Annotated in this window: 9 protein-coding genes and 2 pseudogenes; 9 read left to right on the top strand and 2 right to left on the bottom strand. The window is 59.7% G+C overall.

Annotation, left to right across the window (positions count from 1 at the left end; translation table 11 throughout):
- Window positions 1-20: 20 nt before the first annotated feature.
- Window positions 21-1,007, bottom strand: a complete 987-nt coding sequence (locus tag ONB52_18055; protein MDZ7418036.1) for a hypothetical protein — start codon at window positions 1,005-1,007, stop codon at window positions 21-23.
- 384 nt (window positions 1,008-1,391) lie between these two features.
- Between ONB52_18055 and ONB52_18050 the strand changes: the two genes are divergently transcribed.
- From ONB52_18050 to ONB52_18010, 9 genes and pseudogenes are all read left to right on the top strand, one after another.
- The gene (locus ONB52_18050; protein ID MDZ7418035.1) at window positions 1,392-2,459 is read left to right on the top strand and encodes a hypothetical protein; all 1,068 of its coding nucleotides are present in this window, start codon (window positions 1,392-1,394) and stop codon (window positions 2,457-2,459) included.
- A gap of 89 nt (window positions 2,460-2,548) precedes the next feature.
- On the top strand, window positions 2,549-3,304 hold the full coding sequence (locus ONB52_18045) for a hypothetical protein (protein MDZ7418034.1): 756 nt from the start codon (window positions 2,549-2,551) through the stop codon (window positions 3,302-3,304).
- Between the two features lie 1,058 nt (window positions 3,305-4,362).
- On the top strand, window positions 4,363-7,239 hold the full coding sequence (locus tag ONB52_18040) for a S8 family serine peptidase (GenBank protein ID MDZ7418033.1): 2,877 nt from the start codon (window positions 4,363-4,365) through the stop codon (window positions 7,237-7,239).
- Between the two features lie 656 nt (window positions 7,240-7,895).
- Window positions 7,896-8,906 (top strand): annotated as a pseudogene (locus ONB52_18035) (phytase).
- A gap of 51 nt (window positions 8,907-8,957) precedes the next feature.
- A pseudogene (locus ONB52_18030) lies at window positions 8,958-9,692 on the top strand (PKD domain-containing protein).
- Complete coding sequence (locus ONB52_18025; GenBank protein MDZ7418032.1) at window positions 9,675-10,463, top strand: discoidin domain-containing protein; 789 nt, start codon at window positions 9,675-9,677, stop codon at window positions 10,461-10,463. The pseudogene ONB52_18030 and the gene ONB52_18025 overlap by 18 nt, the downstream one beginning before the upstream one ends.
- 164 nt (window positions 10,464-10,627) lie before the next feature.
- On the top strand, window positions 10,628-11,701 hold the full coding sequence (gene waaF, locus ONB52_18020; GenBank protein ID MDZ7418031.1) for a lipopolysaccharide heptosyltransferase II: 1,074 nt from the start codon (window positions 10,628-10,630) through the stop codon (window positions 11,699-11,701).
- Between the two features lie 217 nt (window positions 11,702-11,918).
- Window positions 11,919-12,257, top strand: coding sequence for a hypothetical protein (locus ONB52_18015; GenBank protein MDZ7418030.1), 339 nt, complete (start codon window positions 11,919-11,921; stop codon window positions 12,255-12,257).
- On the top strand, window positions 12,254-13,114 hold the full coding sequence (locus tag ONB52_18010; protein MDZ7418029.1) for a glycosyltransferase family 2 protein: 861 nt from the start codon (window positions 12,254-12,256) through the stop codon (window positions 13,112-13,114). Before ONB52_18015 ends, ONB52_18010 begins: the two co-directional genes overlap by 4 nt.
- Here ONB52_18010 and ONB52_18005 read toward each other — a convergent pair.
- Window positions 13,100-14,278, bottom strand: coding sequence for a PAS domain-containing sensor histidine kinase (locus tag ONB52_18005; GenBank protein MDZ7418028.1), 1,179 nt, complete (start codon window positions 14,276-14,278; stop codon window positions 13,100-13,102). The two genes, ONB52_18010 and ONB52_18005, sit on opposite strands and share 15 nt — an antisense overlap.

Raw genomic sequence — 14,278 nt, 5'->3', positions numbered from 1 at the left:
TCCGTCGCGACCCGCCGACCTCAGCGACGCGGTGCGGCAGCAGGCGGGGGCTCCACCGGGACGTGACCTGCACTGCCAATGAAATTCGACCACAGGTATTCGGTTGGCGGGGTCAGCGGCAATTGCGCCCGTTCCAGCGCAAGGTCCGACATCTTGTCAACCACCCATTCAAAGTTGGCCGGGGTGACCGATTTGTAGTCACAATCGGGGGCGGGGTTGCCGAAATCAATCGCGTAAGGAATGCCGTCGCGCACAGCAAACTCGCAGGTGTTGAGGTCATACCCCAGTGCCCGATTGAGCCGCAGGCAGTAGGTGGTGATGGCCTCCTCCAGGGCCGGTGCGGGAGGCGGCGCGTTCTGAATGTACTGTTCAAAGAACGGCTTGCCGGGATCGTAACGCATGATGCGCACATGCCTGCGACCAACGGTGTAGCAGCGATAGTACTCGGTGAACTCAATCGCCTCCTGCAAGACCATGCAAAGGATGCCGGTTTGATTGTAGCAGTTGAAGAACTCTTCGGGGTTGTGGACTTTATAGACGTGTTTCCAGCCGCCGCCGCTGTGCGGTTTCAAAAAAGCCGGCCAGCCGATGTATTCGAACACCGGCTCCCAGTTGATCGGATAAACCATGTTGCGCATCGATTGCGAAGAAGTGTAGGGGGGATGGGCGTTGTGCGGCAGCAGCACCGTCTTGGGGACGGGCACACCCAGCCGGCTGGCAATCGCATAATTGAAGAATTTGTCATCGGCACTCCACCAGAACGGGTTGTTGATCACATGGGTGCCGGAGAGCATGGCGTTTTTGAGATAAGTGCGGTAGAAGGGGATTTCGTGGGAAATGCGGTCGATGATGACATGATAACCGCTTGGCTCGGCCATGCGGATGGTTTCGAGCTTGATGAATTCCGCGGTGGCGGGGAGCTTGCGTTCTGCACTTTTTTCATTGATGCGCGCGATCAGCGCTTCGGGAAAGGAGTTTTCTTCACCGCGCAGGACACCAATTTTCATTGACCCTCCTCTTCTGCGAACCTGTCTTGGTCTGCTCAGGATCTTGACCGCCGCCAGCGGGGTGGCTTGCCCTGGCTGCGGCTGTGGCCCAATCGTTTCATGCCGGAAACACCACTGTCGGTGGGTGCCCGGGCTGGCTGGCACGGCGACAGTGGCAGACACGCACCTGCCCGCGGCAACCGCACGGTTTTCCTGCGTTGCCAACCCCACTAAAACGCGGCTAATATAAGGAACGACTTACAAAAAGGGAAGGGAAAATTTCCCCGGGATAAAATCCCCCGCGTTTTGCTCAGTCGTCTGCATTTGTCAGTATTCTCTAGTGATGGAAGAAGCTTCCCTCATTCCTGGCAATGGCAGGCATTTGCAGATTTACAAGGAGTAAAAATGGGTCCATGGACGCTGATTGCCGGCTGGCAAGCCCGCCTCAATGGCAAGCTGGATGGTGTGAAAGAGAGACCGGCCCAAAACGGCGAGAACATCGCCTATTATTTGTATAAAGGCAAACAAGGGGGGATCAGCAGCAACGGGCAGTGGCACGAAGTGCAGTGCGCCTCGGAGTACGAGCAAAAAATCTGCAAGATCGCAGATCGTGCCATCCGCAAGGTCTACCAGAAATGGCAAAGCCGGGATGCCAAACTCATCGGCGAGCACAAGAATTGGATGCACAAACTCAAGCAGGCCGAGGAGAACTACTTTGCCCGGCGCAACGATTTGGAGCGTGACTCCACTTTCGATGCCACCCCCTGGTGGTATTTTCCCATGATTTTTGTTTTCGGCATTGCCGAGTTCGCGATGAACGCCCAGGTGTTCGACATCTTTGGCTCGCCGCGCTTCGAGACGGTGATCATGGCGCTGATCCTGTCCTTTGCCATTCCCGTGTCCGGGCATTTTTGGGGGCGCTTCCTGCGCGAGGACGAGAAGGAGAAGCCGCTGGTCTTTCTCTCCATCGGCTGCCTGGCGGTCATTCTCTTTTCGCTGTATTCGCTCGCCGAGGTGCGCAACAACTATCTCCGCAGCGCCGCCTCGCCCTCCGACGAAATGGCGTTCAGCACCTGGCTGTTCTTCCTCTCGCTCAATTTGCTCATTTTCGTGATTTCGGTGTATGCCTCCTGGTACGCGCACGAGCGTGATTTCAAACTGTTCAAATTCAAACGGGACTATCTCAAGGCGATGGCCAAGATCCACAAGATCGAAAGCCGGCGCAACGCCTTGAAATCCTCCTGTCACAACCAGAGCTACCGCATCCGGGACGCCGCCCATCAGGCGATCAGTGTATACCGCCAGCACAACATGCGTCACCGCGAAGATGATCGCCGGCCGCGCGCCTTCGAGATGCTGCCGGACATTCTCATCCCCGATTTCGAAGAGGAAACTTTTGCGACCAACGGGCAGAGTCTGCCGTTGCGCAGCCTGCCGCCCCAGGCGGGCAGTTCGCGCTATGCCTTCGATTGAAAGCCGGTGTCCCGTGGCCGGCCCGCGCCACGGTGCCCGCTTGTCTGTTCCATTTTCTTGAACACCAACCCCGCAAGTGGTTTGTTAGGATGAAAATCACGATCATCAACTGGACCGGAGCATTCTTCCGGCGGACGACACTGCTGCTGGCCGCGCTGTCGACGCTGACGCTCGCCACCGCTTGTGACCATACCGAAGCACAGGACAGCGAACCGCGGTGGGTCATGATCTTTCTCGACATGTCGTTGAGCACGCTGCCTGACCGCGAAAATTACCAAAAGTACATCCAAAACATTGTGGCCAAGCTGAACGCCGGCGACCGCGTGACGGTCTGCAAGATCATCGACCTCACCATCGCCGACTTCGCGCCCATCTACGATGCCACGCTGCCCTCTTTCAACTTTTGGACCGACAACCGCACGCAATATCACAAGCACACGCGCGGCATCACCGAGCAGATTCTCACCACGGTTGACAGCGTGCTGCAGACCAGGCCGCGCATCCAAAAGGCCGAGATCATCAATTCTTTCATCATCTGCGAGCAGCTCATGCGCGGCAAGCGCGGCAAAAAGTCGCTGATCATCATTTCCGACATGCAGGAAAGCTCCAGCGAGTTCGATTTCCGCACCGATGCCATGACGCCGGCCTACGTCAGCCAGGCGCTCGCCACCCTGAAAAGCAAGGGCCGCATCCCCAATCTCGCGGGAGTCGAAGTCTGGGTTGCCGGCGCCTATTCCAAGGAAACCGAGCGGTATTTCATCATTCAGGATTTTTGGAACCGCTACATTGCCGCCAGCGGCGCCGAGTTGAAATCGTATTCGCATACCCTTTTGGATTTTGAGTAACCGCCAGGGTGCCGCAAGCTTCCGCCGCGGCCGTGGGGTAAAAAGCTTTCCCCTCGGCAACCGGGGTGCCGGCGAGCCCGCCGGTGTTGCGGCCGGCAGATTTTGAAGAATCCTCGCGGGGCACGTACCAGCGCGTATGGGTGTTTGGCGGGCATGTGCAATCTTGGTGATGAACGGCAGAGCCAGGGTTGTCAAACCTGCGCCTGCAGACACAGCCACCGCCGATTCATGGCACGGCAACCGTGCCACATCCCCATCCGGCAGACGCGAACAAAATATACCGGCGTGCGCATGCTCCGGCAGTTCGTCAAAGGCTTCACAGTTGTGAGGGTTCTTCGAAGCAGTATCCAGCTCCCACCACCTTTTCGCTGTGATCTGAGCCCGACCACTTTGGGCGCCAGCTCAACAGCAAGCGTCCGGAGGCTTGGGCAGACATATAGACCTCGCCGGACGGCACGGTGCATGTCTCAAGGGCTGCCGGTTCGCACGTCAAGGTCATGTTGCTGCCCAAATGTTTTCATTGACAAAGTCGGTAAAATTTTTTATAGTTCCCATCCATTTTAATCCGGCAAGCGACTCGGCATCGGGTGCCGGCGCCGGTTCAGGATCAACCCATCTCTTCTTAATAAAGCGGTGCCAGGTGAAGGTGCAATCCCATCACCAGTGAGAGGGAGCAACGTATCTGCCGCTCCATCATGCCCCCGGAAACGGACGGCGTTCGGGTGAACTCCTCCACCGCCTGCAGTCCCCTACCATCTCTTTCAAGTCGTTCGCAATATTTGTGATACTTTGAGCTGATCGCCACGCTGAGTTGGAAAGCACTTGTAGCTATTTTTGCCGGCGTGCTGAATTGCACTCACCGAATTCAATGCACTGGCGCGGAAGGCTGTTGCACAAGCATTCCCGGCCACCGGCCAGCGGGGTGATGATGTCCGGTCACCGCGTGTGGTGGGTGTGCCTCCAACAGGGAGGTCCTGAAGTTGAGTGGCTGCTGGGGAGGGCGATGTTTGCGGGCGGCCTCCGCATGACGTGATGAACCAATCAACCAAGGAGCAGCAATGCGACGAGTGATTTTGAAGGTGTTCATGCTTCTGACGTGTACCTCGCTGGTATGGGCGTCGGAAGAGGACGTCAAAAAGATGGAGGTCAAGCGGCCCGACGTCGCCATCCCGAGTTTTATCGGCTGGGTGGCGGATGAAATTGTCGTGCAACTCGACAAGTCGGCGGTGATGAATCTCGACCGCACCACCATGGCGCTGGGCAAGTCGGGAATCAATGCCATCGACCAGCTCAACCGGCAATACAATGCGGTGGAGATGAAGCAGCAATTCCCGGTTTCCAAACCACGCTACTACAACGGGCGCCTGGTCGACCTCTCCGGCTGGCACAAAATCAAATTTGCGAGCCCGCAGGCCGACATCGAGGCGGTCGTGGCGGCGTACAAACAGGCGGCCGGGGTGATCGAGGCCCAGCCGATCGGCATTCACACGATCTACGCCACGCCCAACGATCCACAGTACGCCAACCAGTACCATCTCAATCAAACCAATGATCATGACGTCGATGCGCCGGAGGCCTGGGATCAGCAAACCGGCAACAGCCAGATCATCGTTGCCATGCTGGACACCGGCGTGCGTTACTATCACAAGGATCTCGGTGGCAGCAATGCGGCGGCCGGCAATTTTTCCTCGATCAGCGGCAACATGTGGAAGAATCCCGGCGAAATCATCGGCAATGGCATCGATGACGACGGCAACGGCTACATCGATGACATCGTCGGTTACGACTTCGTTTCGTCGCCGATCGCCGGCTCCAGTTCCTGCTGGCCGGGCGAGGATTGCACCACCAAGGACAACGACCCGCGTGATTTCAACGGCCACGGCACGCACTGCGCCGGCAACATTGCGGCGATCAACAACAACGGCTATGCCACGGCCTCGGTTTCCGGCGGCTGGCTCGCCGGCTCGCAACAGACCACGGCCAACGGGGTGCGGGTGATGGCCTGCCGCATCGGGTCCTCGGAAAAATATTTGGGCTTCTTGAACATTGAAGTCGGTTACGTGCGCATGGATTATTGCGCCGAGGCCTTCAACTACGCCGCCACCATGGGCGCCCACATTGCCTCCTGCTCCTGGGGTTCATCCAACTCCGGCGGCCTGGGTGCGGCCATCGACAACTTCCTGGGCTCGGGTGGTTTGATTTTCAAAGCGGCCGGCAATGACAACACCGGCGACAGCCCGGATTACATGGGCTCGCGCACCGACATTATCAATGTGGCGGCCACCGATCAGAACGATCTTAAATCCGATTTTTCGAACTACGGCAGCTACGTCGACGTCTCGGCCCCGGGCACGGACATCGTCAGCCTCTATCACAACCACAACGATGCCGCCAACGATTATGTCGCCACCATGAGCGGCACTTCGATGGCGACCCCCATTGCGGCGAGCGTGGCTGCGTTGATCTGGTCGGCGGAACCGACCTGGACCGCAAGCCAGGTGCGCAACCGTCTGGAGAGCACCACCGACAACATTGACGGCCTGAATCCCTCCTATGCCGGCAAGCTCGGCACCGGCCGGGTCAATGCCTTCAACGCGGTCAATGGCCTGGGCGCGCCCCCGACCCCGCCCAATGCTCCCAGTGGCCTGACCGCCACCGCCGTGAGCACCAGCCAAATCAACCTGGCGTGGACCGATAATTCCACCAATGAAACCGGCTTTGAGATCGATCGCGCCACCACCTCCGGCGGGCCCTACACCCAGATTGCCACTACCGCCGCCAACGTCACTTCTTATTCAGACACCGGTCTCTCGCCCAACACCACCTACTACTACCGCGTACGCGCCACCAACGGCGCCGGCGACTCGGGCAACTCCAACGAGGCCAGTGCCACCACCTTCGCGCCACCCGCGCCGCCGGCAGCGCCCAGCGGCCTGACTGCCACCGCGGTGAGCAGCAGTCAAATCAATCTCGCCTGGACCGACAACTCCACCAATGAGACCGGCTTCAAGATCGAACGTGCCACCACGTCCGGCGGGCCCTACACCCAGATTGCCACCACCGCCGCCAACGTCACTACCTATTCGAACACCGGTCTCTCGCCCAGCACCACCTACTACTACCGCGTGCGCGCCACCAACGAAGGCGGCGACTCGGGCTACTCCAACGAGGCCTCTGCCACCACGCAAAATGCGCCCTCCGGCAACCTGGCCTTAAACAAAACCGCCACCGCCTCCAGCACCTACAGCAGCACCTACTCCCCCGCCAAGGCGGTGGACGGCAGCACCAGCACCTACTGGCGCAGCGCCTCGGTGAGCAAAAGCAACCCCAACACCTGGTTGATGGTCGATCTCGGCGCACCCTACAGCCTGACCCGTGGCGTGGTGAAATGGTATCAAAACTATCACGCCACCCAGTACCGCTTCCAAATCTCCAACACCGGCGGCAGCAGTGACAGCGAATGGACCACGGTCTACACCAACACCGCCGGCACCTCCGGCACCCAGGACGTGACCTTCACCTCGCCCTTTGCGGCACGCTATTTCCGCATCCGCATGGACAAAAACAACAAGGGCCACAATCGTGTGGCGGAGCTGGAGTGCTACGCCGGCTCGGGCGCGGCACCCAAGCCGATTATTGGCGCGCCTGACGTGATTGCCAGTGAGCTGCCCGCTGATTTCGAGCTGGCGCAAAACTATCCCAACCCCTTCAATCCCAGCACCACTATCACCTTCAGCCTGCCGCAGGAAGAACATGTGACGCTGAAGGTCTTCAACGTCATTGGCGAGGAGGTCGCCACGCTGGTGAACGGCCGCCGCGAGGCGGGGATGCACACGGTGAGATTTGAACCCGCCAATCTGCCCAGCGGGATTTACTTCTACGTGCTCGAAGCGGGTGAAACTCGTTTGGTGCGGCGATTGACCTTTATGAAGTGAAAGCAATACGGTAAACTGCAGGGCGGCAAGCACTGCCAATGCTTGCAGCCGGCCCTGCGGTCAGAAGTTACCCACCTTCCATCGGCGTTCGGCGGATTACCAACTCCGCCGAACGCCTTTTTATCCTCCAACAACCTCCCTGCGCCAGCGGATGGCTGGAAATTTTCAAGGGGATGGCAGTTGCAAGGCAGCGACAGACTCTCTCCAGCGGTCCCATCGCATGCAGCGATACCGGACCAATTTATTCACCTGTAGACAGCAGCATTTGCCGCCGTCACGATTCACTGTCCAGGCATGAAGGGCTCAGCTTGCTTCGTATCGAGGCAAGGGTGTTTGTGGGTGGATTTTTCCGGCCAGGCGGCCGTCCGGTCATACTCCGACCGCGGCGGGACTGCGATTGACACGACTTCTTGTGTCATCGCAAATCTCGGACGATGGCCAAAGCCATCGCAGGAGCAGACTCGCAAAAGGTCACGCTTGCGGACGGGCACTCATGATGCGGAGAGCGGGATGCCGTTTCCCGGAATTCCTGACATTTCCCAACTGGAGCTCACACAGGAGGTCAATTTATGATCCCGACCGTTTTGACATCCAATCCGTTTCAATTCATAAATGAGGATGGCAAACGTCCTGCAAAACGCTTTCTTGGCATCGGCATGCTGCTGTTGAGTCTGTTTCTATCGATCACGATCGGCCGGGCACAAAGCATACCTTCAGAAATCACCGTCTCCCCGCGGGTCAATACCGGCGCGGTGAGCGGGGATGCCGACGATCCCGCCATTTGGATTCATCCCAGCGATCCGGCGCTCAGCCTGGTCATCGGCACCGACAAGATCGGCAATGCCATTTACGTATGGGACATGAACGGCCAACAGCTCCAGCGGCTGCCGGTTTCGATCACGCCCAACAACGGGGATGTGCGTTACGGCATGCCCATTGGCGGCGTACCGATTGATATCTATGTTGTCGGCGCGCAAAATCCCAGCCGCCTGGTGATATGCAAAATCGACCCCACGACGCGCCAGCTCAGCGACATTTCCGCCAGCGGCGCCACCAACACGCCCGAGGTGAAGGAGCCGTATGGCATGTGTTTGTACCGTCGTGCCAGTGACGGGGCCTATTTTGCCTTCGTCAACAGCAATGGCGGCGCCGAGGGTGTGCTGTATCAATACCAATTGCTCGACAACGGCGCGGGCAGAGTGCAGGCGGTGTTCGTGCGCTCCTTCGGCGGGGAATACAACGGCAAACATTCCGAGGGCATGGTGGCCGATGATGAACTCGGCTACGTTTACATCGCGGAGGAAGACTGCTGCGTGCACAAGTTCTACGCCGATCCGGCGATGGGGAATCAGCGTGTCGGGGTGTTTGCGCAGGGTGACGGCATCGATCCGGATCGCGAAGGGCTCGGCATCTATGGCTGCGCCGGCGGCACCGGTTACATTCTGCTCTCCAGCCAGGGCAACAAGCGGGTGAAAGTTTACCGCCGCGAGGGGGATCCCGGCAACCCCCACAGCCACACGCTGGTGACCACCATCTTCACGCCGGAAGTAGGTGGCACCGACGGTTTGGACGTCACCAACCGGCCGGCCGGCCCCAATTTCCCTTACGGCTTTTTGGCCAAGCACAATGGCGGGCCCAAAAATTTCGCTTTGATTGCCTGGGAGGATATCGCACAAAGCTATCTCACCATCTGTCCCGGGGGCGCATCATCGTGTGACATCACGGCTGATTTTTCCGCGGATGCGACCACCCAGTGCGTCGGCGGCACAGTGAATTTCACCGATCTCTCCAGCGGAACGGTGACAGGCTGGTCGTGGGATTTCGGCGACGGCAACACTTCGACGCTGCAAAACCCCTCACACACCTACACCGTTGCCGGCAGCTACACCGTCACCCTGACCGCGTCCAACGATTCATGCAGCGATCAGGAAGTCAAAACCGGTTTCATCACTGTCAATGGCACGCCGGTGGCAAACTTCACCGCCTCGCCGACCTTCGGCAATGCCCCGCTCACCGTCACCTTCACTGATCAATCCACCGGCAACCCCACCTCCTGGGCATGGGATTTCGGTGACGGCAACACCTCGACGCTGCAAAACCCCTCGCACACCTACAACGCCGCCGGCGATTACACCGTCCAGCTCACCGTCAGCAGCGCGTGCGGCTCGCACAGCGAGAGCAAGGTCAACTACATTCACGTCGAGCCCTGCGTCGCGCCGGTGGCGAACTTCACCGCCTCGCCGACCTCCGGCAATGCGCCGCTGACGGTCACCTTCACCGATCAATCCACCGGCAATCCCACTTCCTGGGCGTGGGATTTCGGTGACGGCGGCACCGCAAGCGTGCAGAATCCCCAGCACACCTACAATACTGCCGGCACTTATACCGTTGTGCTGAGCGTCAGCAATGCTTGCGGCACCGATGAAGAAACCAAGGTGGAGTACATCACCGTCAGCAATCCGCCCTCCGGCAACCTGGCCTTGAACAAAACCGCCTCAGCCTCCAGCACCTACAGCAGCACCTACTCGCCGGCAAAGGCGGTGGATGGCAGCACCGCGAGCAGTTCCTACTGGCGCAGCGGCTCGGTGAGCAAAAACAACCCCAACACCTGGTTGATGGTCGATCTCGGCGCGCCATACAGCCTGACCCGTGGCGTGGTGAAATGGTATCAAAACTATCACGCCACCCAGTACCGCTTCCAAATCTCCAACACCGGCGGCAGCAGTGACAGCGAATGGACCACAGTCTACACCAACACCGCCGGCACCTCCGGCACCCAGGACGTGACCTTCACCTCGCCCTTTGCGGCACGCTATTTCCGCATCCGCATGGACAAAAACAACAAGGGCCACAATCGTGTGGCGGAGCTGGAGTGCTACGCCGGCAGTGGCGCGGCACCCAAGCCGATTATTGGCGCGCCTGACGTGATTGCCAGTGAGCTGCCCGTTGATTTTGAGCTGGCGCAAAACTATCCCAACCCCTTCAATCCGACGACGCAGATCGGCTTCCGATTGGCGGTGGAGCAGGAGATTTCACTCGTGATCTACAGCACCACCGGCGAGCAAATCAAGCAACTGGCACAGGGGAGATTTGCGGCCGGGCACCACAGCTTCTTGTGGGATGGCAGGGATGACAGCGGGCAGCGCGTGGCGAGTGGCGTGTATCTCTATATCTTGCGAGCGGCTGATTTTGTGGCGCAGCGCAAACTCGTTTTGATGAAGTAGGCTGCCACACATGCGGGGGCGAATCAAAGGCAGGGCACAATCTGGTTGTGTTCTGCCTTTTCTTTTTCTACCTTCCGTCGCCCGTGCCACGGCGGCGCGGCTTCCGGTGAGCACGGTATTGGAGCCAGCTTGCCATTCAAGGATCGCAAGTTCATCTCTCGCGCATGGCATCTACCGCCACGTTCAAAAAAATTCTGGTCATCAAGCTGCGCGCCATTGGCGATGTGATTTTGGCCACGCCCGTGCTGGACAATCTCGCTGCCGCACTGCCCGGCACCGTGATCGACTTTTTGACGGAGGCGCCGGCGGCACCCATCGTGCAGAACCACCCTGCCGTACATGAAGTGATCGTGCTCGAGCGCAGGGCCGCGAGCTGGCGCAAGCCACTGGCCCTGCTGCATGACCTGCGCCGGCGACGCTATGATCTGGTAATCGATCTGTTCGGCAATCCACGCAGCGCGTTGCTGACCTTCGCGACAGGGGCGAGGGTGCGGGTGGGCTACAAATTTCGCGTGCGCCGCTTCGCCTATAACCATCCCGTCACCCCGCGCGGCGATCGCGTGCATGAAGTCGAATTCAATCTCGATGCCCTGCGCCACCTGGGGCTTCCCGTGGTGAGCCGGGCCCTGCACGTGGAGGTGGCGGCCGGCGCGCAGAAGGAAATCGACGCCTGGTGGCAGCAGCAGGCATTCGATCATTCGCGGCCGGTCATCGGCCTGAATGTTTCCGGTGGATGGTACACGAAACGCTGGCCGCTGGCCTCATTCGCCGCCCTCGGCGACCGCCTGACTGGCGAGCTGGCGGCACGGGTCATCCTGTTGTGGGGCAGCCGGCAGGAGCGCGAGGAAGCAACAGCGATTTTGGAAATGATGCGAACGCCGGCGTTGCTGGCCCCCCCGACGAGTTTGATGCAAGCGGCGGCACTGCTGGCACGGCTGCATTTGCTCGTTTCCAATGATTCCGGGCCGCTGCATTTGGCGGCGGCCATGCGGACACCGGTGGTGGGCATCTATGGCCCCACGCGTCCGGAATTGCAGGGGCCCTGGGGAGAAGGCCACCAAGTTGTGCGGCGGGAAGGCCTGGCTTGTCTCGGCTGCAACGGGGTAACCTGCCGCCTCAAAACGCATGATTGCATGCAAAAGCTGGAGGTGGCGCAGGTGCTGGCGGCGGTGAAGAGCAGTCTGGCAATGCAACCACTCGTGAGGGAGGTTGCGGAGGGCCGGGCGGCGGTGGAATGAGTCGCGAGTACAAGATGGAGCAGGCGAAGTTATAGTTTGACAATGTTACATTGTGCCCCTGCGAAATCACGAACTTTGGAGAAAATACTCCTGCAAGGGTTCGGCCGTTGCCTCAATGTCCCCGGCGCCTTCTCGACCTCCGGCGTGGAAAACTCCGGCTCAGCCGGAGTGGAACGTTTTGGGAGGGATATAGTGCTCTGGAAAAGCTGTCACGATCGTGAAGATTTTTGTAGCGCAAGCTTTCAGCCTGCCTGCGTTGCGCTCTTTAGAGTTTAATCTGTGTAAAAAAGCAAAGATTTTTCCAACTGATGGAAAGAGCCCAACGGATAAAACTGCAACAGTTGGGTTCTTCCGTCCGCTGGAGATTTTCTTGTTGGTTGTTGCCGGCCCGCGTTGGGCGAAAAACGACCACGCCCGCGACGTTGGTGAAACCGCCGGGCCACCAAGTGTGCAAAGACATGCAAGCCTGGCAAGCGTTGCGGCGCGGTGTTTGAATTGGGTCGCGGCGCCTGCCGCACCAGACATCTTCCCCGACACTTTGCAAGATTTCACATGAAAGAGCTTGCCGCAGAGTCACCGGCAGGGCGCAGGGACAAGACGCCGGGGGCGCCCCGGCTCTCGGTGATTATCATCACCCAAAACGAGGCACATCTGTTGGGCGATTGTCTGGCGAGTGTGGCCTTTGCCGATGAGATCATCATCGTGGATGGTGAAAGCACCGATGACACGCAGGCGCTGTGCCGTGAATTCGCGGAGGCCCAGCGCCGCCACGGCGGTGCCGAAGTCCGACTGTTCGTCAGACCATGGCCGGGATTTGCCGCACAAAAGCAGTTTGCCCTGGAGCAAGCGCGGGGAGAATGGGTTTTGAGCCTCGATACTGATGAGCGGGTCACGCCCGCGCTGGCCGCCGAAATCCAGGCGGTTTTGCAAAACCCACGGGCGGACGGTTACTACATACCGCGCTTGAGCACGTTTCTGGGGAAATTCATGCGGCATGGCGGATGGTATCCCGGCCATCAACTGCGTCTGTTTCGCGCCGCCCGCACGCGGGTGAGTCAAAAGCATGCGCATGAGGGCTTTCTCGTGACAGGCACCCGGGGTTACCTCCAGCACGACTTGCTGCACGACACCCATCGCACGCTGGAGGAGAGTTTGGCGCGCATGAATCGCTACAGTTCACTGGAAGCACGGGATCGCGCCGGCCGGCGCGTGCATTGGTGGGATTTCTTTTTCCGGCCGCTGGCGGCGTTTTGGAACAAATTCGTCGCGCATCACGGCTGGCGCGATGGCCAGCATGGACTGGTTCTGGCGCTGGTGACGGCAATGGTGAAACTCGCCCTGTATTTGAAGCTGTGGGAGGCCCAGCAAAACACCGGCGCCGGCAGACCGCCGGACGCCTCACCCCCGGACTGAGGGAAACGAAATGACGATCTCCGTGCCGTGCGCTTCGTGCGGCCGCACCCTGATCTCGCCATCATGAGCCTCGATGATCCGCCGGCTCAGGAACAGTCCCAGACCCACCCCCAGACCGAATTTCTCCGCACTGAAAACCGGATCGAAAAAACGCTCGAGCGTTTCAGCATCGCGGGTGGTGCCGCGATCTTCCAGACGCATCACCACCCCTCCGCCGTGGGGCAGCGGCTCGGTTTGCACCTTGGGGACGGCATCTTCACCGGCCGCGAGGATCGCGTATTTCAGCAGATTCTGCAGCGCCACCTGCAGCAAAATGGCATCGCCGGTGACCGGTGGCAGGTTGGGAGCGAGCACCATGGTGCACAAGACCTCATGCCCCATGGTTTGTTGCAACAGGGCGAGCGCTTCCAGAATGGCGTCGTTGAGATCGAGCGCAACCAGGTGTGCCGAGGCATCGCGCGCCAGGCTGACCATGTTGTTGGTGAGATAGCTGATGCGATAGACCTGGGTGATGATGTCATGCAGGCCCGCTTCCAGCTCGCGATTGCCGCCGGGTGTGGCGAGCGCCAGCAGGTCATCCAGGCGATGGCAGATCACATCGAGCGCACCCGCCAGTTCATGGGCAACGCTGGTGTTGAGCCTGCCGAGCAGGAGAAGTCGTTCGAGCAGTTGATTCTGCCGGTGTCGGAGACGGCCCTGGGGAATTTCACTCAGGGCCAGCATCGCCAGGCGCTGCCCGCCGGTCCAGGGCAGCATGCTGAGATGATAGCGGAAGGTGAAGCCCGGACCGTTGCCATGCTGTTGTTGAAACTCGCCCTGCAGGTGCAGGGGCAACTTCGCGTTTTCCCCCTGCTCGCGGTGCGCGCTCTCGAACAGGCGCTGCAACTCACCCCGCAGGCTCTGCTCGAAACCACTCGGCACCAGCGAGAACACCGGCTTGTGCAGCGCCTGCCTGTGCGTCACCCCCACCAGCCGCGCCATGGCCTGATTCCAATACTGCACGATCAAAGCTTCATCGACACAGCAGACGGCTCCGGGCAGCGCCTCGCAAAGGGCGCCGAGCCAATCACTTTGTTCCGGCAATGGAGCGGCAGGTTGCCAAAAGGCGGCGGTAGTGGAAGCCAGCGTGGCCATCGCATCAGGATGCGCGTGCAAAGCAGGCAT

The organism is candidate division KSB1 bacterium (genome assembly GCA_034506255.1).
Classification (GTDB): Bacteria; Zhuqueibacterota; Zhuqueibacteria; order Zhuqueibacterales; family Zhuqueibacteraceae; genus Coneutiohabitans; species Coneutiohabitans thermophilus.
Note: the sequence above shows the minus strand (reverse complement) of the source record. Positions and strands in the feature narration are given on the sequence as shown.